The sequence below is a fragment of the Pseudomonas sp. PB106 genome, assembly GCF_009764645.1.
Lineage (GTDB): Bacteria > Pseudomonadota > Gammaproteobacteria > Pseudomonadales > Pseudomonadaceae > Aquipseudomonas.
The window spans coordinates 127,200-147,339 of record NZ_RWIM01000005.1; the positions used below are offsets into that span (position 1 = coordinate 127,200).

At 61.7% G+C, this 20,140-nt stretch carries 9 protein-coding genes; 3 read left to right on the forward strand and 6 right to left on the reverse strand.

Going from position 1 to position 20,140, the window contains the following annotated elements; translation table 11 throughout:
- Positions 1–46 precede the first annotated feature (46 nt).
- The 4 genes from EJA71_RS01280 to EJA71_RS01295 all read right to left on the reverse strand — a co-directional run bounded on the left by EJA71_RS01280 (position 47) and on the right by EJA71_RS01295 (position 4,630).
- Positions 47–1,393 (reverse strand): glutamine synthetase family protein, encoded by a 1,347-nt coding sequence (locus EJA71_RS01280; RefSeq protein ID WP_158953617.1) that lies wholly within the window; start codon positions 1,391–1,393, stop codon positions 47–49.
- 22 nt (positions 1,394–1,415) lie between these two features.
- The gene (locus EJA71_RS01285; protein ID WP_158953619.1) at positions 1,416–1,973 is read right to left on the reverse strand and encodes a helix-turn-helix domain-containing protein; all 558 of its coding nucleotides are present in this window, start codon (positions 1,971–1,973) and stop codon (positions 1,416–1,418) included.
- 25 nt (positions 1,974–1,998) lie between these two features.
- The gene (locus tag EJA71_RS01290) at positions 1,999–3,288 is read right to left on the reverse strand and encodes an FAD-binding oxidoreductase (protein ID WP_158953621.1); all 1,290 of its coding nucleotides are present in this window, start codon (positions 3,286–3,288) and stop codon (positions 1,999–2,001) included.
- 157 nt (positions 3,289–3,445) lie between these two features.
- Positions 3,446–4,630: a DUF2252 family protein gene (locus EJA71_RS01295; protein WP_158953623.1), complete on the reverse strand. Its 1,185-nt coding sequence runs from the start codon at positions 4,628–4,630 to the stop codon at positions 3,446–3,448.
- A 368-nt stretch (positions 4,631–4,998) separates the two neighbouring features.
- On the opposite strand from EJA71_RS01295, the gene proP reads away from it, so the two are divergent.
- Together proP and EJA71_RS01305 are read left to right on the forward strand one after the other, a co-directional pair.
- A complete protein-coding gene (gene proP / locus EJA71_RS01300; RefSeq protein ID WP_158953625.1) occupies positions 4,999–6,501 on the forward strand; it encodes a glycine betaine/L-proline transporter ProP in 1,503 nt (500 codons plus the stop codon).
- 70 nt (positions 6,502–6,571) lie between these two features.
- Positions 6,572–7,165, forward strand: a complete 594-nt coding sequence (locus EJA71_RS01305; protein WP_158953627.1) for a hypothetical protein — start codon at positions 6,572–6,574, stop codon at positions 7,163–7,165.
- Here the strand turns inward: EJA71_RS01305 and EJA71_RS01310 are convergent, their stop codons facing one another.
- Together EJA71_RS01310 and EJA71_RS01315 are read right to left on the reverse strand one after the other, a co-directional pair.
- Positions 7,166–7,750 carry a hypothetical protein gene (locus EJA71_RS01310; RefSeq protein WP_158953629.1) on the reverse strand — a complete coding sequence of 195 codons (585 nt, stop codon included), beginning with the start codon at positions 7,748–7,750 and terminating at the stop codon, positions 7,166–7,168.
- Between the two features lies 1 nt (position 7,751).
- Positions 7,752–8,549, reverse strand: a complete 798-nt coding sequence (locus tag EJA71_RS01315) for a DUF2092 domain-containing protein (protein ID WP_158953631.1) — start codon at positions 8,547–8,549, stop codon at positions 7,752–7,754.
- Between the two features lie 274 nt (positions 8,550–8,823).
- On the opposite strand from EJA71_RS01315, the gene EJA71_RS01320 reads away from it, so the two are divergent.
- Positions 8,824–20,139: a VCBS domain-containing protein gene (locus EJA71_RS01320; protein WP_158953633.1), complete on the forward strand. Its 11,316-nt coding sequence runs from the start codon at positions 8,824–8,826 to the stop codon at positions 20,137–20,139.
- Position 20,140: the final 1 nt, after the last annotated feature.

The following is a 20,140-nucleotide window of genomic DNA, read 5'->3' on the forward strand; positions in this document are numbered from 1 at the left end:
TGAGCGATTGGCCTGCACTGCGCGCGGTGCAGGCTTCTGAGCCACATCACAGATACCAGCGATACTCCCGCGCCCCAATCTCCTGCATGAACGCCAGATGATCCTGGCGTTTGTTCTCGCAATACACGTCGACGAACTCCGCGCCCAACCCCTCACGCAACTGCGGCTGATGCTGCATCGCGCGCACGGCTTCGAACATTTCCTTGGGGAAATCAATGCCGCTGCTGCGATCTTCGTTCAGCGGTGCAATCGGTTCCTTGCCCGAGCCCAGTCCATGCTCCAGACCTACCAGAATCGCCGCCAACACCAGATACGGATTGGAGTCTGCGCCGGCGAGGCGGTATTCCACCCGCAGGTTTTTGGCGTCTGATTCCGGAATCCGCAAGCACGCATCGCGATCCTCGAACCCCCAACTGGCTTTGGTCGCGGTGTTCACCGTGCCACCCAAGCGGCGCATGGCGTTCTGGTTCGGGGCGAAGATCGGCATGCTGTGCGGCAGCAATTCCAGGCAGCCGGCGACGGCGTGGCGTAGCGGTTGCTGATCATTGGCAGCGAGCAGGTTGTGGCCGTCGGCGTCGTACAGACTGACATGCACATGCATGCCACTGCCGGGATGCTGCAAGTACGGTTTGGCCATGAAACTGGCGCGGTAGCCGTGTTTGAGGGCAACCCCACGAGTGCTGCGGCAGAACAAGGCGGCCCAGTCAGCGGCGCGCAAACCGTCGTCGAGGTGACCGAAGTTGATTTCGAACTGGCCGGGGCCGAGTTCGGCGGTGATCACCGTGGCGTCGATGCCTTGTGCGCGCGTGGCTTCGACCATTTCATCGAGTACCGGGGAGAAGCGTGACAGGCGTTCGATGTGCATGTTGGGCTGATCGTCGGCGTCGTCGCTCAATTCATCGCGGGGGAATTGCGGCAAGCCGTCGCGCAGTTTTTTGTCGAACAGATAGAACTCCAGTTCGAATGCGACCACCGGGTGAATGCCTTTGCGTGCCAGACGATTGAGCACTTGCGCGAGGACTTCGCGGGGTTCGAATTCGATCGGCTTTTCGGTGCCGTCCGAGGTGATCAACATCTGTCCCAACGGCTGCGCTTCCCACGTCACCGGTTTGAGGGTGCCGGGCACCAAGCGGCGCACAGCGTCGGGGTCGCCGTCGTTAAAGCAGTAATCGCCGATCTTGAACAAACCACCCTGCACGCCCAGCAACACGCAGTTTTGCGGCAGTTTCAGGGCGCTGCCGGCGGCGACTTTTTCCAGCATGTCGACCGGGTAACGTTTCCCATAGAAGTGCCCGGGAATGTCCAGGGAGATCAGGTCGACATAACGTACCTCGGGGTAGCGTTGGCGAAACGCGCGTACTTCAGCGAGCACATCAGCGCAGACAGCATCCATCGTGTTGATCCTTTTATTGTTCTCAGGTGTAAACCCAAAGCACTCGGGTGAGCTGCTCGGTAAGGTTGCCGTAGCGGCAACGGGTATGGCTGTCGAACTGGAAACTGTCGCCGGCCTTCAGGGTGACCGGGTCTTCGTCGTCGCCCAGCCACAGCGTCAGTTCGCCTTCGAGGACGTAACCGCCCTGCTCCGAGCTGTCGGTCAGATGGCGGTCGCCGCTGCTCGCGCCGGCTTCCAGATGACTTTCGAGCATCGAGAACGAAGCGCGGATCTGCGGCGACACCAGAATGTCGGTGATGCCGCTGGCGTAATACAGCGTGCGGCGTTCGTCCGGGCGGGTGACCCACGGCAGCTCTTTCGGCTTGGGCAGGCTGTAGAAATACGTGGTCGGTACGCCGAAGGTTTCGCTGATCGCGGTCAGATCCGCCACCGTGGGCCGCGACAAACCGCGCTCGACCTGCGAAAGAAACCCCACCGAACGCCCGATCTTGTCGGCCAGCTCTTTGAGGGTGCACTTCTTGTGCTTGCGCAGGTCGTGGATGAGGATCGCCAGCGCGGCGATTTCTTCTTGCTTGTTCATGGTCGGGTATCCAGAAAAGGCCTGTTCAAATGCTGTCGCGCAGGCGATACCAGGCTTTGCCGATCGCCTCCAGCGGTGCGGCGAAATGCTTGCCGCCGGGAAAACGGCCATTGCTCAGGCCCTGATACAAGGCCAATTCATCTGCGTTGCCGAGAATCGCGTTGGAGACCGCACGCGCGGCGGCCAGCGTCGGCAGCACGCCGTGGCCGGAATAACCTTGCAGCCAGTAACGATTGTTCTCGCCGCCGATGTCGGGTGTGCGGTTGAGCGTCAGGTCGATGTGCCCGCCCCAGGCAAACTCGACGCCAACGCCTTTGAGTTGCGGGAACACCCGTTCAAGAAACGGTCGCGTCGCGGCGGCGATGTCCTTGGGCATGCCGCCCAGATAGGTGCAGCCGCCGCCGAACAACAAACGGTTGTCCGGTGTGCGCCGGAAGTAATCGAGGACGAACTGGTTGTCGGTCACGCAGACGTTGCTCGGCAACAGCGCGGTGGCTTGTTCCGGCGTCAGCGGTGCGGTGGCGACTTGATAAGTACCGACCGGCAAGATGCAGGCGGACAGTTGTGGGTCGAGCTCATCGAGGTAGGCGTTGCAGGCCAGCACCAGCACATCGGCGCGGACGGAACCGCGTTCGGTATTGACTCGAAAGCCTGCACCCTCCTCCGTGTAACTCAACGCTTTGCTTTGTTCGTAAATACGCCCGCCGGCCTGTTCGATGGCGGCGGCCAGGCCTAGCGCGAGTTTCAGCGGATTGAGGTGCGCACCGTGCGGATCGTAGAGCCCGGCCTGATAGCGATCTGTGGCGACCCAGTCGGACAATTGTTCACGGGCAATGAATTGCAAATCATCGTGGCCCCACTTGTGGCTGGCCTCATGTTGCCATTCGGTCAACAGACTGACCCGGCGCGGCATCACCGAGGTCCACAAGTGCCCGGGCCGGTAATCGCAATCGAAGCCATGCCGACCCGGCAACTCACGCAGTTCCTCAGCGGCCCAACGCATGCCATCCCACAATTGCTTGGCCCGTTCATGGCCGAGCGCGGCTTCCAGCGGTGGCATGTCACACGACCAGCCGAGGATCGCCTGCCCGCCATTGCGCCCCGAGGCCGCCCACGCTACGCGGCTGGCTTCAAGCAAGGTCACGCGTTTGCCGGCGAGCGCCAGTCGCAGCGCCGTGTGCAGCCCACTGAAACCGGCGCCGATGATCACCACATCGCTGTGCTGTTCGCCTTCCAGCGCCGGTCGATCGCGCAGGATATCGGCGCAACTGTGGGCGTAATAACTGTCGACGTGCTGGCTGGACTGCTGAAACATTCGCGACCTCATGAAATTATCTTTTTATAATTTCATGAAAATCTACCGGTTTAATTTCACGCAGGCAACACGGTTTTCATTCTTGCGTGTGTTCACTGACGCAGCCAAGGCAGGGCCAGCCGGTGGGGATTGCGCCGGGTCTGGCCCGATAGCGCGGTCAGTGCTGTAGCGCGTAGCGTCGGCAGTGTTCCAGATAACCCTTTTCATGATTGCCAACCAGTTGCACGACACTGGTCCACAGCCAGGACGGCGCATCCAGACGTTTGGTTCGGCAGTTTTGCAGATCCGCCATCCACGCCGATCGTGTCGCCAGATCCATTTGCCGGGCATGCGCCACGCCGACGACCCGCGCCAGGTATCCGGCCGCGAGCATTGCATCGCGCTGACTCAACTGATCGAGTTCCAGCTTCATGTCCTGCGGCAACAGTTCGCGGACAAAAAAACCGTGATCGAGCATACGTGTCGCCAGCATCCGGTTACCCAGCCCCGGTGATAGAAACCGCGCCCCTTCGACCACTCGCTTGCCATTGTCGCGCGGCATGCCCGCCCGGGCGGCACGGGGTGCTGCGGCACCGACGGCTTCCTTGATATCGAGCAGGCAATATTCCTCGTCATCGCCCTTGCCCACGCCCAGCAGCACGGCATAACGCTTCAAGCCCAACGAACTACAGCCCTTCACCCAATAGGCCGAGTCGAGCATTTTCACCCGATCATCCTTGGAACGGCCCTTCAACGATGTCACGAGCGTGTGAATTTCCGGCGTGGCGCAAAGAGTCTTCAGCGCCGCACGCTCATCCCGTGACAGCGCCCAGAATTGCTTGCCCAGGGGAATGGTCGGTTTGGTGCTCTCGATGCGTTCCTCGGCCAAATGCTTCCACGTGCGCTGCACAGCGCTGCGCATTCCGGCTTTGACTTGCGCTGGCCGGGGAGGATCTTCATCAAGATCGCCGGCAAAAGCTTGCTCGTAGCCGCGCATCATTTCTTCGAGCATGCGTGCGGTGGCCACGCCGGGCAGGTCCGAGCCGCGCGCTGCGGTGGCGAGCGACAGCGCCAGACGCACCAGATCATGCGCCGGGTTGCCGATCACGGTCTGATCAAGGTCGCGAATATGAATGTCGATCTGCCCTTTCAAATCCCCGGTCGGGCCCAGATTACCGGCATGGCAATCGCCACAGATCCACACGGCCGGGCCTTTGGGCAGGCTGCGGCCCGGCTGGCTGTGCAGCCACTCATAGAATTGCACGGTGCTGCCGCGCACATACGCATGCGCCGATCGGGCCATTTTCAGATTGCGTAGTTGGGACAACGGTTCAAGGCGTGCGGAGGGACGCGGGGTTTTCATGGACGCTTCTTATTGCAGAATGTGACCGGTTGACCGCCCGCGATACGCGAATGTTTCAAAGTGTTGCAGAGATATTTCAGCCAATCCTTTCCACGCGGCGGATGCAGGCAGCTGTGTAGGAGCTGCCGCAGGCTGCGATCTTTTGATCTTGGGACGCGGAGCGTCACGGGCTGGATTCCCACGCGAGCTTGGGAACGATCAGTTCGCGCTAAAGGCAATCCCTGCGGCAGCTCCTACACTCTCCTCAGGGGAAAAAAAGCGCCGAGCAGTGAATTATTTCGTGACCTCATGTATCTGAGCCAAAGAGTACGCGCCATCAAATCGATGGCATCTACGCGGCAAGATGGATTAGCAAAGAGAAAAACCGGATGAAATCACGCAAGAAAACCGTCAAGCCAATCGGTCTGGACGACATCACCATCGTCGACGACGCCAAGATGCGCAAGGCGATTACCGCCGCCGCACTGGGCAACGCCATGGAATGGTTCGACTTTGGGGTCTACGGCTTTGTCGCCTATGTGCTCGGCAAGGTGTTTTTCCCCGGCGCCGACCCTGGCACGCAAATGATCGCCGCGCTGGCGACGTTCTCCGTGCCGTTCCTGATCCGGCCGTTGGGCGGTCTGTTCTTCGGCGCATTGGGTGACAAATACGGACGACAGAAAGTCCTCGCCGCGACCATCGTGATCATGTCGCTGAGCACCTTCGCCATCGGTCTGATTCCGTCCTATGCCTCGATTGGCATCTGGGCGCCGATCCTTTTATTGCTGGCGAAAATGGCCCAAGGCTTCTCGGTCGGTGGTGAATACACCGGCGCCTCGATCTTCGTCGCCGAATACGCGCCGGATCGCAAACGCGGCTTCCTCGGCAGTTGGCTGGATTTCGGCTCGATTGCCGGTTTCGTCCTCGGTGCCGGCGTGGTGGTGTTGATCTCGACCACGCTCGGTGAGGAGCAATTCGAATCGTGGGGCTGGCGCCTGCCGTTCTTCCTCGCGCTGCCGCTGGGCATGATCGGCCTCTATCTGCGTCACGCCCTCGAAGAAACCCCAGCCTTCCAGCAGCACGTTGAAAAACTCGAACAAGGTGATCGCGAAGGCCTGGCCCGTGGCCCGAAAGTTTCGTTCAAGGAAGTGGCGACCAAGCACTGGCGCAGCCTGATGACCTGTATCGGCGTGGTCGCGGTGACCAACGTCACCTATTACATGCTGCTGACGTACATGCCGAGTTACCTGTCGCACAACCTGCATTACAGCGAAAACCGTGGCGTGTTGATCATCATCGCAATCATGGTCGGCATGCTGTTTGTGCAGCCGTTGATTGGCTTTGTCAGCGACAAGATTGGCCGTAAGCCCTTCATTGTGGTGGGCAGCATCGGCCTGTTCCTGTTTGCCATCCCGGCGTTCATGCTGATCAACAGCGGCAGCATCGGCCTGATTTTTTCCGGGCTGCTGATCCTCGCCGTGCTGCTCAACTTCTTCATCGGTGTGATGGCCTCGACCCTGCCGGCGATGTTCCCCACCCACATTCGTTACAGCGCGCTGGCCAGTGCCTTCAACGTCTCGGTGTTGATCGCCGGTCTGACCCCGACGGCCGTGGCCTGGCTGGTGGAAAGCACCAACGATCTGTACATGCCGGCGTATTACCTGATGGTGATTGCCGTGGTCGGTCTGATCACCGGTGTGACCATGAAGGAGACCGCCAACAAACCCCTGCGCGGTGCGGCTCCGGCGGCTTCCGACCTCGAAGAAGCCAAGGAACTGCTGCAGGAACACCACGACAATATCGAACAGAAAATCGAAGACATCGACGCCGAAATCGCCGCGCTGGAAGCCAAACGCCAGGAACTGGCGCAACAGCATCCGCGAATCGACTGACACACCGCCAGCACGTTGCTGAGCATCAGCTAGCCTTGAATCCGCATCGCACGTCATTCAAGGAGCCGTCATGTTCAAGTTCATCAAGACCACCGTGATCGGTGGTCTGCTGTTCATCCTGCCGCTGGTGCTGATCGTCGTGCTGGTCGAAAAAGCCATTCACCTGCTGCGCGGCCCTGTGGAAAAGCTGTTGCCGATGTTCAAGGACTATGACGTGGCCGGCGTCACGCTGATCAGTCTGGCGACGTTGATCGGCCTGATCGTGCTGTGTTTTCTCGCCGGGTTGCTGGCGCGCACTTCAGTGGCGGCCCGGGCCATGGCAGCCACGGAAAACAAATTGCTCAGCAACTTGCCGGGCTACCAGTTGTTCAAGGACACCACGGCGCGCTTTGCCGGGTTGGAGAACGAGGACGGTTCCAAGGTCGGCATCATTGCTGAAGGCGAAGGCTGGCGTCCGTGCCTGATCGTCGAAAGCGTCGATGACTGGTTGACCATCTTCATGCCTGACGGAGGCCCTGCCGGCGGCACTTCCGGTGAAGTGCGACTGGTGCCCGCCAGTGAAGTGATTGTCACCGAACTGTCGTGGCTGACCCTGGCCACCGGGTTGCGCCGTGGCGGTCGCGGTATGTTCGCGCTGATGCAACCCTGGGTGCCGAAAGCCTGATCACGGCGCGTTGACCACCACATACGTCACATCGCTGCCCTGATATTGCGGCTGGTACCAGGTCGAACCGCACTGCATGTAGGCAACGTTGTAGCGAATCACCTGCACACACTCGTTGGGCATTTGCGCCGGAGTAAAAATCGAGCCGACCACCGCTGCTGTCACTGCAACCGTTGCCGTCACAGCGGCGGCGGTCGCGATCGGATGATAGTGATCGTCGTAGCCATAACGACCATGCCCATCGACATCAATGTCGACGTCGCGATGGTTGTTGATATTGACGTTACGGTTGCGGTTGACGTTGCGATTGCTGTTATTGACGTAGGTGCGGTTGCCGACGTTGTTGCCGGCATTCACCCGATTGCCCGAGTTGACCCGATTACCGGCGTTCACATGATTGGCGCGCTGCGGCGCATTGATGCGTTGTGCCCGTTGCGCATGGGGCGCCGGCGCACGGTTGACGTTGGCGCGGGCATGGCCCTGGGCACGTTGCCCACGGGCGTCCGCCTCAGCGACCAAACCTGCGGTCAAGAGCATTGCGGTGGCCAGCGAGATCAACAGACTCCACGTCATCGACTTGTGCATGTCACTGCCCTCCCTGTTCGCTGGTTTTTTTCATCGCAATCGCCACATCGCCCTTGCCCGGTTTGAAGGTGAACTGGCTGTCCGGGATCGTCGGTTTGAGGTTCCACTGGTAGACCGCGCTGTACTCGGGATAGGTCTTGTCGTCAGTGGTGGTGATCACCAGTTTGCACGGCAACGGTTTGTCCGAGCGGGTCAGCCACAGCTGCCAGTCGATGCCTTCCTGGCGGAACGCCAAGTGGTCGCAGAGCTGGCCCTTGATGATCGATGGCCCGACGTACAGCGCGGCTTTCAAGGCATCGATCTGCGCCTGGTCGCTGCCGAACAGAAACAGATCCTCCATCGGCACCTGCACGCCGTAGTAGTTCTCGACCTTGTGCAGGGTTTCCGCGACGGTAGCCGGTGCGTCCACCGTCGTGTAGTACTTCAGATAGGGCGAATACTGGGTGAGTTTTTTGCCGTTGTAGAAGAACTCGCGGGTGCGCACATCGCCTTCGCTTTTCGCATACAAACGGTCATGGCCGACCACTTTCAGGGTGTTGACCGACTCGGTCTTGATCTTCTGCCCCGACTCCAGAACCGTGTCCCGCGAGACCTGCGCGTCGACCTGGAATTTCGCCAGGCTGCGCAGGTAATCGCCCATGTCGATGAGCTTGTCGACCACTTGCGGGTTGACCAGCGGCGTGTCGTCCGCCGCATCGGTCGCCGGTGTGGCCGGTGGCGCGGGCGGATCATCGGCACGGACTCCCGGCGCGAGAACCAGCGTGAACATCAGGCAGACCATACTGACTGGGGCTTTCATCGGTTCCGCTCCTGTCCCTGCGTTGGGCGTGACGCCCGAATGGGCGACTGACTGTCCAGCCTAGACGCCAGTATCGGGCTGCGCCAATGCGCACAAATCCCTTGTGCATTGATGGCCAGAGGCTGCTATCGCGCTGCGCTTCCCTTCTGATCCAAGCCCCTGAAATAGCCGCCGCAGCGCTGGAAAACCGTAGGAAACGACCTACGCTGAATTTGTCCGTCGCTTGGCGCCGGCACTCAATGGAAGGATTCAGCAGGCAGTATGAGGGCCGATCATGCAAGGTTCACGGAGTGGATTCGGCGGTGCGCATCTGCGTCCGCAGCGTCAGGCATTGGCTTTGGAGCCAAGAATTCTGTTCGACGGCGCCGCCGCTTCGGCGACCGTGGAGCAACATCACTCGGACCCCGCCGCCCCGCCCGCTGCGGTGGATGCGCAAGTTCCCCAGGCCACGCCGACTGAAGGTCGCGCCGCCACCGAGCAGGCACCGTCGGCGGCACGCAGCTTGTTGGTGATCGACAGCCGCATCGAAAACCGCGACCAGTTGCTCGCGCAATTACCGGGCAATGTCACGGCGATTGTAGTGAACGTCGGTGAAGACGGTTTGGCGGCGATCTCCGCCGCGCTGGCGCAATTGGGCAAGGTCGACTCGATCCAGATCATGTCCCACGGCGCCGCCGGACAATTCACCCTCGGCAGCCGCACGGTCACCTCGGACAACATCGATTCACTGGGCAAGACTCTCGAACAATGGCGCGGCAACCTCACCCAAGGCGCGGACATTCAGCTGTACGGCTGTGACGTCGGCGCGGGTGCCGCCGGGCAGACGTTGGTCAGCGAACTGGCCCGCTGGACCGGTGCCGATGTCGGCGCCTCCAGCAACGACACCGGCAGCAACAAGGCCGGTGGCGACTGGACGCTGGAAACCAAAGTCGGCGACATCGACAAAAGCATCGCCATCAGCAGCCTCGCCATGGCGCATTTCGACGGTTTGCTCGCCGATGCGGCCCCCACCGCCACGGTATCCACCGGCGGCAGCGATGTGTTGTTGGGCGACCGGTTCACCTTCACCGTGAATTTCAGCAACACCTCGACCCAGGTCGGTTACGCACCGTTCATCAACCTGGCAATGCCCGCCACCGGCAAGGACGGCGACGACGGCGTCAATTTCATTTCGGCCACGTACCTGGGGCAAAACCTGATCAGCCACGTGGTGACGTTCGACGCCAATGGCAACGCCACGCATCCGTTGGCCAAGGACGCCAACGGCAATTTCCTGATCATCAACGCCGCGACTTACGGCATGCGCGCCGGTGACAAACTGGTGGTGATTGAACTGCCGTTCGCCAGCGTGACCAATCAGCAACCGGTGATCGGCGTGCAGGTCACCGCGAGCCTGAGCAGTCTGGCCGACACGGCGTTTTCCAACGGCACGCCCGACCTGACCATCCGCGCCAGCGGCGGCTTCGAGTTCGGCAATGATGCGCTGGACAACCCGACCAACGATCCGAGCCTGATTCAGGCCGGCACCGCGGCCTTCGTCGTGCACCCGACGGTGATTACCGTCAGCGAAACGATCAATACCCCGGAAGGCGAAACCGCCACCGGCCCCAACTATGTGCGCACGCTGACTTTGTCGGCCACGCCGGCACCGGGCCAGACGCTGACCAATGTCGTCATCACCCAACCGCTGCCGGACAATATCCAGGTTAATTCCATCACGCCCGGCCCCGGCGGTCGGCTGACCTCAATCACGTTGCATGACGGCACCGTGGTGACCAACCCGGCGGAAATCGCCGTGTTGATTGCGGCCAATGACGTTTACATCAACTCATTCACCGTCGCGTACGACAACCTGAGCGGCAAGACCGACACCGTGGTGGCCTTCTATGTGCCGGAAGTCGATGCCAACGGCCAACCGGTGATCAACCCGGTCACCGGCGATGCCGTCACCGTGACCCTTGGCCCACCGACAGCTTCGGGGCAATGGGTGCCGCTCGACCCGCGCGACCTGACCGCGCCGAACACCACCATCGATTTCAGCGGCACCGGCCAAGGCACGCAGTTCATCGCCAAGTCGATCACGTTGCTGAAAACTGCAACGATGCAGAACGACGTCGGTCACACCGGCATCAGCCCCGGCGACACCCTGCAATACACCCTCAACCTGGCGATTTCCGACTACTTCGCCTTCGGCAAGGACTTCTTCAACGAAGGCCAATTGGTCATCCGCGATCAACTCAGCGACGGCCAGACCCTCAGCGGCACGCCGACGCTCACCGTGACCATCAACGGCGTGGTGCAGACCATCACCCTGGTCACAAGCGTGGTCAACAACGCCGACGGCAGCACTTCGATGGTGTTCGACATCGCCCAATCGTTGCGCAATGCGTTTTCCAATATTCGTGGCTGGCTCAACGGTGATCTGGCCTTCGACGACACGTTGCAAGGCGCGGTGGTCGCCGTGTTGAGCTATTCGGCCATTGTCGGCCAGACCTACAAGCCGCCTTCGGGCAACCCGCACCCGGACATCAACGAAGGCGATGAACTCGGCAATACCGCCACCGTGGACGGCACGTTGTTGCAGGATCAATTCAACCTGACCGGCGAAAGTGAAACCGATGGTTCGACCACCACCAGCGTGATTCCGACCAGCAACGTCGATATCAATCTGGTCGAGGTCAACAACGGCGCGCCGCCGGGCAATGGCGAGTTGCGCCCCGGCGATGAAGTGACCTTCGAGCTGAGTTACGACCTGGTGACCGGCGATTACGAGCAATTCAAACTCACGGCGTACCTGCCGTTGCCTTTGTTCGATGTCAACGGAATTACCTGGGGGACGGGCAGTGACGTCGGCCAATGGGAGCTGGGCGCAGGTAACACCAATGGCGGCGGCGTGGTCAGCGTGACCAGTGCCGATGGCAACTCGGTGGTCTTCGACTTCGGCAGCTTTGCGACCAATACCACCACCGGCAGCCGCATCGTCATTCGCTTCACCGTGCGCGTCGGCGATCAGCCGTTTGCCGACCAGCGCTCGCTGGATGTGCTCGCGCAATCGAGCCAGCAAACCACCCTCACCGACCGCACGCTCATTTCCTCTGACGTGGTGGCGATTGTTTCCGTCGCCGAGCCGGTGCTCAACATCAAACATGGCGTGGTCTCGGGCTCCAACGGCACGGTCACTGGCACCACCGGTAGCTGGAACCCGCCGGGCAGCACCGGGGTGCCGTTCAATGGCAGTGTCACCGACCTGTCGGCGGTCGACGGCAACATCAACAACATCGACGGCGCCGACCGTTTGCGTCTGGTTACTGCGATTGAGAACAGCGGTGGCGGCGGCGCCTTTGATGTCAGCACCAGCATCGCCCTGCCCTCCGGTTTGAGTTTTGTCGGCGGCAGCCTGGCGGCGGCCAATCTGCAGATTTATCGCGGCGACGCCACGCTGCTGGTGTTGGGCACCGACTACAGCGTCAGCGGCAATCAGATCACTTTTCTCGATGCTGGCGGTCAGGCCTCGCTCCTCGCCGGACGCAGCGGCACCGCCGCCGACACCAGTGGCGCCAACGTGGTGGTAATCAGTTATGACGTGGTGGTCAGCGCCACCATCGAGGCCAGCCGCAACCTGCAGACCACTGCCACTTTGAGCAATTACGCCAGCGTCAACGGCGGCACCGATTTTACCCCGACCGACCTTACCGATCTGGCCGCGCAGCAAGTGGCCGCCCCAGTGATCGGCAAAGTGTTCGCCGATGGCACCCTCGACAATGGCGACTCCAGCGCCGCCCATACCACCGGCAGCGATCTGGTGATTGGCGAAAGCATGCGCTACGACATTGTCGTCACCCTGCCCGAAGGCACCACGCAGAACCTGCGCATCGAAGACCTGATTCCACCGGGCATGCGCCTCGATACCAGTTTCAATAACGGCCTCGGCTACCAGATCATCACCACCCGTGCCGGCAGCGGCGCACTGGGTGCTGACTTCGCCGGCAGCGTGCTGGTCAGCGGTTTCGCCGGGATTGGTGGCACGTTGGGCGGCGATGGCGTCGACGGGCGCTGGACGTTCAGTGTCTCCAGCGTCTCGGCGGACAACCAGACCGGCAACAACACCTTCGTGATTCGCCTGCAACTGGTGGCCAACAACGTTATCGCCAACCAGGCCAACGTCTCGTTGCAGAACAATGCGCAACTGGTGTTCAGTGATCCGGACGGCGACACGCCGAATGGCGCAGTGGCCGTGGATCGCACCGTCGCACTCACGGGTGGCCAGCCCACGGTGACCGTGCGTGAGCCGACCTTGCAGGTCAACCAGGTGATCACCTCTACCTCCGGCCTCGGCGGTTACGATCAGGGCGATACGGTGACGTTCACCATCACCATCAGCAACGGCAATGGCGCCACCGATTTCAGTGCGTTCGACATCAGTTTCCTCGACACCCTGCCCACCCAGTTGAGCAACGTCACGCTGGTCGGCGTGCTCTATCAGAACGGCGCGACCAACAACGGCGGCGTAGCCTTTGAAATCGTCGGCGGCCAGTTGCGCACCGCCAGCGGCGCCAATATCGACATCGCCAAGGGCGGCAGCATCGTCTTGCAGCTCAGTGGTGTGGTCAACGCCAGCGCCGCAGCGTTGTCGAACATCGCCAACGTCGCCAGCGTGCAATGGACCAGCCTCGACGGCGGCAATGCCGGCGAACGCAGCGGCGTCGACGGCGTGCTCAATGGCGGCACCCTCAACGATTACCGCAACCTGTCGACTTTGCTGATTCCGGTGGCTCAGGCCATCGAAATCTCCCGCGTGGGTGGCCTGCCGGACACCGCCGCGCCCAACCCGACCACAGCAACCGTCGAGCAAGTCACCGTCGGCGAAGTGATCCGCTACCGCGTGGTGGTGCTGGTGCCCGAGGGCAACAACCCCAACTATCAGATACAGATCACCCTGGCCAACGGCTTGCAGTTCATATCGCCGGATGCACTGGTCAATGCCCTGCGCATCGCCTTCATTTCCAACGGCGGCCTGACCAGCGACGCCAACCTGATCGTCGGCGGCACGCTGGACATCGATGGCAACGAAAACAGCGCCGAAGCCCTGCCGATTACCTCCGACCTGTCCGGGCTGGCGCCACAAGGTATCTTCGACCCGAGCCGCTTGACCGTCATCACCAATCCCGATGGCAGCCAGGTGGTGACGTTCAACCTGGGCAACGTGGTCAATGGCAATGGCAACGATGACGACCTCGAAGGCATTTCCATCGAATTCAACGTGCGCGTGACCAACATCGCCGCCAACGTTGCCGGCGCGCAACTGGCGGTGACCGCGCAGGAAGTCGTCAATGGCGCGGGGCGTGCGGTCAGTGACACGGTGTTCGAACGCGTGGTCGAGCCAAGCTTCAGCGGCCTCGACAAGCAGATCATCAACTTCAACCCCAACCCGAGCGGCACCGTTGGCAACGCCACCGTGCAATTGAGTTTCACCCAGAACGGCGGACTGCCGGCGTTCGATGCACAAGTCAGCGATAACTTTGCCGGCGGCAGCAACTACACCTTGCTCAGCGTCAGCATCAATGGTGTGACGTACGGTCCGGGCAATCTGCCGGCGGGGATCAGCTTCAGCACCAGCGGCGGTTTGAGCGTCAACTTCGATCAACTGGATGTTGGTGCGCAGATTCAGGTGCGCTACTCGGTGGATCTGCCCAACTCGACCATCGTCGCCAGCAGCAACGCGACGCTGACCTGGAGCAGCCTGCCGGAAGATTTCACCAGTTGGGGCGGCAACACGGTGGGTGTCGATGGCACCACCACGGGCGAGCGCGATGGCAGTGCGGTCGGGCCGAATCAGTACATCTTGCGCGACAACGCCGGACTCGGGGTGATCAGCGGCACATTGTGGAACGACACCGCCAGCCCGACCGCCAGCGTTACGCCGGATGGCGCCGGTCTGGCCGGGCAAACCGTGACCCTGACCTGGGCCGGTGCCGACGGACGCCTCGACACCACGGCCGACAATCTGCAATTCACCACCACAACCGATGCCAACGGCCAATACCGTTTTGGCGTCTTGCCACTGGGCGTGTTCCGCATCGATGTACCCGCCGGGCTGGTCAGTTATCCGCAACCGATCGGGGATTTGCGCGTACGGGTCGACAGCGATGCCGGCACTCTTGGCCAGGTCACCATCACCTTGGGCGATGCCGACACGCAAAGCGCCAACGCCGGTTACGTCGAACAGAACGACGCGCCAGTGAACACCCTCCCCGGCACGCAAAACGGCCAGGAAGACATCGTGCTGAACATCGGCGGGATCAGCGTCGCCGATGTCGATGCTGACCGCGACCCGAACGTCAACGACCGCGCCATCAGCGTGATTCTGACGGTCACCCACGGCACGCTGTTCCTTGGCGCCACCGTGCCGGGCGTGACGGTCAGCGGGGCCAACACCGCGAGCCTGACCCTGACTGGCAACCTCGCCGACATCAACACCGCGCTCGCCAGCCTGCAATATCTGGGCAACGCCAACTTCAACGGCACCGACACGCTGACCGTGCTCAGCAATGACCGTGGCAACTATGGCGATGCCGATGGCGACGGGATTCCCGGCACCGCCGCCGATGCGCTGACCGACACCGACACCCTGCAAATCATCCTCGCGGCGGTCAACGACAACCCGGTTGGGGTCAACGACAGCGCCACAGCGGTGGAAGCCGGCGGCCTCAACAACGCTTCTGCCGGGGTCGACCCGCGCGGCAACGTGCTGACCAACGACACCGACGTCGACATCGCCACCAATGCCGATCGCCTGCACGTGGTCTCGGTCGGCCCTGGCGCCGGCATCCAGACGCCAGTGCTGGGCGTCACGGTGATCAATGGCTTGTACGGCCAGTTGGTGATTGGCAGCAATGGTTCCTATCAATACGTCGTCGATAACAACAACGCTGCCGTGCAGGCGCTGCGCCTGTTGGGCCAGACCCTGCGGGATGACTTCAGTTACGTGCTCGCTGACCTTGAAGGGGCGACTTCGACCGCGACGTTGAGCGTGACCCTTCAGGGTGCCAACGACACGCCGCAAGGTCTCGATGACGACGGTGTGGCCATCGAGGCTGGCGGCGTCAACAACGGCACACCGGGCAGCGATGCCAGAGGCAATGTGCTGACCAATGACCAGGACGTCGACAGCGCTGCCAACGGCGAAACCCGCACCGTGACCGGCATTCGTCCAGTGGCCGAAGCGGGCGCCGGCAATTTCACGCCGGTCAGCGGCGAGACGGCGATTTCCGGGCTCTACGGCACCTTGACCATCAATCCTGACGGCACCTACAGCTATGTGGTCGATAACAACAATGCCACGGTCCAGCGCCTGAGCGCCGGGCAACAACTGGTGGAATTCTTCAGCTATCGGCTGACCGACACCGCTGGGCTCGATGATGTTGCGCAATTGCGCATCGTCATTCAGGGCGCCAACGACAATCCCGTGGCCAGCGATGACGCGGCTTCGGCGCAAGCCGCTTCAACCAATGGCTCCGCGTCGGAAAGCAATCCAAGCGGCAACGTCATCCAATTCCCCAGCCGTCCCGGGCCGATCACTCAACCGGGTGGCAATGGCGTCGATCAAGACGTTGATGCCAACGACCAGCCGAGCAGCCAGTTGCTGGTCAACGGCGTGATCAACAAAAGCGAGGCCACCTACAACCCGGCCGTCGACGTGCTCAGTGGCGTGGCAACTGGCACCACCTCCGCCAACGGCACCGTGGTGGCGGGTCTCTACGGCACCTTGCGCATCGGTGCCGATGGCTCGTTCTTTTATGACGTCGACAGCACCAATGCACTGGTTCAAGCGTTGGCTCCCGGCCAGACCCTGACCGAGTTCTTCACCTACCGCGTCACCGACACCACCGGCCTGACCGACACCGCGCAACTGGTGATTACCGTGCATGGTGTCAACGATCCACCGGTGGCGCAAAACGTCATCGCCGTCGCCACTGAAGCGGGCGGCGTCAACAACCTCACGCCGGGCGTCAACCCTTCGGGCGACGTTACGGTCAACGACACCGATCCCGACGGTGACCCACTGACGGTGACGCTGATCAAGTCCGGCGCCACTGCTGATCCAGGCACGCCGATTGCGGTAAACCTCGGCGGCACGGTGATTGCCGGGCTGTACGGCACGCTGACGATTTTCCCGGACGGCAGCTACATCTACGAAGTCGACAACAGTAACCCGGACGTGCAGGCCCTGCGCCGTAGCGCCGATCTGCTCTCGGAACGTTTCACCTACACCGTCAGCGATGGCGTCGGTGCTACACCGCAAATCGACACTGCCGAAATCATCGTGCTGATCCGTGGGCAGAACGACAATCCGCTGGCCAGTGATGACGCCGGTGTGGCCATCGAGGCCGGTGGCTTGAACAACAACCAGCCGGGCCAGGATCCCAGCGGCAACGTGCTGGACAACGACGCGGATGTCGATGGCGGTGAAATCCCCGGCGACCTGCCCAACTACGACTATGGCGAAACCCGCGCGGTGTCCTCGGTGCGCACCGGCAGCGAAGCCGCAACCGGTACTGCCGGCACCCTCGGCACCGAGTTGCGCGGTACTTATGGCTGGCTGACCCTGAACGCCGACGGCAGTTATAGCTATCGCCTCGACAACAGCATGGCGGCGGTGCAGGCCTTGCGCGCCAGTAATACCCTGCTCGACGCGTTCAGTTACGAGGTCATCGACGCGGCCGGAGCCAGCGACCGCGCCACGTTGAACATTACTATTCAAGGCCGCAATGACACGCCGGTCGCGCAGAACGACAGCAACACCGCCGTCGAGGCCGGCGGTGCGAACAATGCCACTCCGGGTACCAATCCCAGCGGTAATGTGCTGAGCAATGACACTGACGTCGATGGCAACGGCGAAGTGCTCAGCGTGATCGGTGTCACTCAGGGCTCCTCGGTGGGCCTGATCGGCAGTGGTTTCAATGGCACCTACGGCGTCCTCACCCTGAATGCCGATGGCAGTTACAGCTATCTGGTCGACAACCTCAACCCGCAGGTCCAGGCACTGCGCAGCAATGCCGACACGCTGACGGAGACCTTCACCTACCAGATCCGCGACCTCGCCGGCGCCACCAGCAGCGCGACGCTGACCATCACCATTCGCGGGGCCAACGACAATCCGCTTGCCAGCGATGACAGTGCCGTGGCGATTGAGGCCGGTGGCACGTTCAACGGCACACCGGGGGTCAATCCGAGCGGCAACGTGCTGACCAATGACACCGATGTCGATGCCAACGACGTCAAACTGGTCACCGGGATTCGCAGCGGCAGCGAAGCGGCGGGCGGCACCTTCACCAATGTCGTTGCCGCGCAGACCTTCAATGGTTTGTACGGCACCTTGACGATCAATACCGACGGCACTTACAGCTACGTGATCAACAACACGCTGGCGGCCGTGCAGGCATTGAAAGTCGGCGATTCGCTGGTGGAAACCTTCACCTATCGCATGCGTGATATCGCCGGCGCCACCGACAACGCGCAATTGAGCATCCGCATCGACGGTGCCTGGGATGCGCCGGTCGCGGCCAATGATACGGCGCTCGCCGTGGCTGATAACGGCAACGGCAATGGCGTCAATCCGAGCGGCAATGTGCTGCCCAACGACACCGATGTCGATCAGGGCGACAGCAAGATCGTCACCGGTATCCGTTTCGGCACTGAAGACACTGGCGGTAGTCTGTCTGGGGTCACGGCCGGCACCAACAACAGCAACGGCACGCTGATCAACGGCCTCTACGGACAACTGATCATTGGCGCCGATGGCAGCTACACCTACAACCTCGACTCGAGCAATCCGACCGTTCTGGCCTTGGGCCCGCTGCAATTTCTCAACGAACGCTTCACCTATCAGGTCAGCGACCGTGGCGGGCAGACCGATCTGGCGGAAATCCACATCATCATTCGCGGGCGCAACTCGGCGCCGGAGGCCAACACCGACACGGCGACAGCGGTCGAGGCCGGCGGCAGCAACAACAGTCAACCGGGGATCAATCCCGGCGGCAATGTCCTGGACAACGACACCGATGCCGAAAGCGACCCGCTGTCGGTGATCGGCATTCACACCGGCACGGTCAGCGACATCGGTACGGTGGGCAGCGTCGGCACGTCGTTGCGCGGACTTTATGGCGACCTGCTGATCAACGCTGACGGCAGCTACACCTACACCGTCGACAACAATCTGGCCGCCGTCCAGGCCTTGCGCCAGAGCGGCCAGACCCTGAACGAAGTGTTCAGCTACACCATCGTCGACCGCTGGGGCGATACCAGCACCGCCGAGTTGCGCATCACCGTCGACGGGCGCAACGACACCCCGGTTGCCGTGGATGACAGCGCCACGGCGCTTGAGGCCGGCGGCGTCAATAACGGCACGCCGGGCAGCAACGCCACGGGCAATGTGCTGGACAACGACACTGACGTCGACAGCGTGGCCAACGGCGAAAGCAAACAGGTGCAGAGCGTGAGCAATCAGGCCGGGCAGTCCACCGGCGCCGGGCAAGTGTTGATCGGCCTCTATGGGCAACTGACGCTGAACGCCGATGGCAGCTATACCTACGTCATCGACAACAACAATCCCGTGGTGCAGGCCTTGCGCACTGCCGGTGAAACCCTCAGCGAAACCTTCACCTATCGCATGGTCGACACCGCCGGCGCGACGTCGGATGCGCGCTTGACCGTGGTGATTCAAGGGGCCAACGACGCGCCGGTTGCGCAGAACGACAGCGGTTTTGCCAGCGATCAGGCGCCGGCGCCGCAAACCACCGGTAACGTGTTGCCCAACGACGGCGATGTCGACAATAACGACAATCTGGTGGTGGTCGGAATTCGCACGGGGGCCGAGGCTGATTCCGGGACTGCGGGCGTGATTGGTCAGCCGATCATCGGCCTCTACGGCACGCTGGTGTTGAACGCCGACGGCAGCTACACCTACACCATCGATCAGAACAATCCAGCAGTACTGGCTGCTGCCGGTCTCGGGCAGATCCTGCGCGATGTGTTCACTTACACCATCAACGACCTTAACGGCGCCAGCGATCAGGCCGAGTTGGCGATCACCCTCGACATTGCCACGCCATTCATTCCGGCGCCGGGCGGCAACAACTTCGAGCGCGACCCGAACACCCTGAACCGCAACTTCCTCATTCCCGATCCGCAACCGGCGGTGTTTGTCACGCCCGTGGTTGAACGCGTGGCAGAAATTTCCGAGCTGTCGGCCTGGGGCGTCGATGGCAGCAACCTGCGTCTGGCGGCGGTTGGTGAATTCACCAGTGAGTCGGTGGGCAATGGTCTGGGTCTGGTGCCGGGGCAATTCGTCCAGCAAGCGGTGCGCACCAGTCGCCTGGAAAGCGAACTGGATCTGCTGTGGATTCAGGGGCGTCAGGGCCGTACCGGGTTGAGTGCCGATGGCTTATTGAGTGATCCGTCGTTGTTCACTCTGAACCCGGCGGATCTGACGCACAGTCCGGCACACGTTGAACAACAACAGGAAAAACAACGGGCCAAGGGCTTCAGCGCGCAATTGCGCGATGCAGCGCAGCGGCGAGCACCACGGTAAT

Bases quoted from the DNA above. Each gene is read 5' to 3' on its own strand.
- EJA71_RS01320 (WP_158953633.1), top strand. From the start codon at position 8,824: ATGCAAGGTTCACGGAGTGGATTCGGCGGTGCGCATCTGCGTCCGCAG.
- EJA71_RS01285 (WP_158953619.1), bottom strand. From the start codon at position 1,973: ATGAACAAGCAAGAAGAAATCGCCGCGCTGGCGATCCTCATCCACGAC.
- EJA71_RS01290 (WP_158953621.1), bottom strand. From the start codon at position 3,288: ATGTTTCAGCAGTCCAGCCAGCACGTCGACAGTTATTACGCCCACAGT.
- EJA71_RS01280 (WP_158953617.1), bottom strand. From the start codon at position 1,393: ATGGATGCTGTCTGCGCTGATGTGCTCGCTGAAGTACGCGCGTTTCGC.
- proP (WP_158953625.1), top strand. From the start codon at position 4,999: ATGAAATCACGCAAGAAAACCGTCAAGCCAATCGGTCTGGACGACATC.
- EJA71_RS01310 (WP_158953629.1), bottom strand. From the start codon at position 7,750: ATGCACAAGTCGATGACGTGGAGTCTGTTGATCTCGCTGGCCACCGCA.
- EJA71_RS01295 (WP_158953623.1), bottom strand. From the start codon at position 4,630: ATGAAAACCCCGCGTCCCTCCGCACGCCTTGAACCGTTGTCCCAACTA.
- EJA71_RS01305 (WP_158953627.1), top strand. From the start codon at position 6,572: ATGTTCAAGTTCATCAAGACCACCGTGATCGGTGGTCTGCTGTTCATC.
- EJA71_RS01315 (WP_158953631.1), bottom strand. From the start codon at position 8,549: ATGAAAGCCCCAGTCAGTATGGTCTGCCTGATGTTCACGCTGGTTCTC.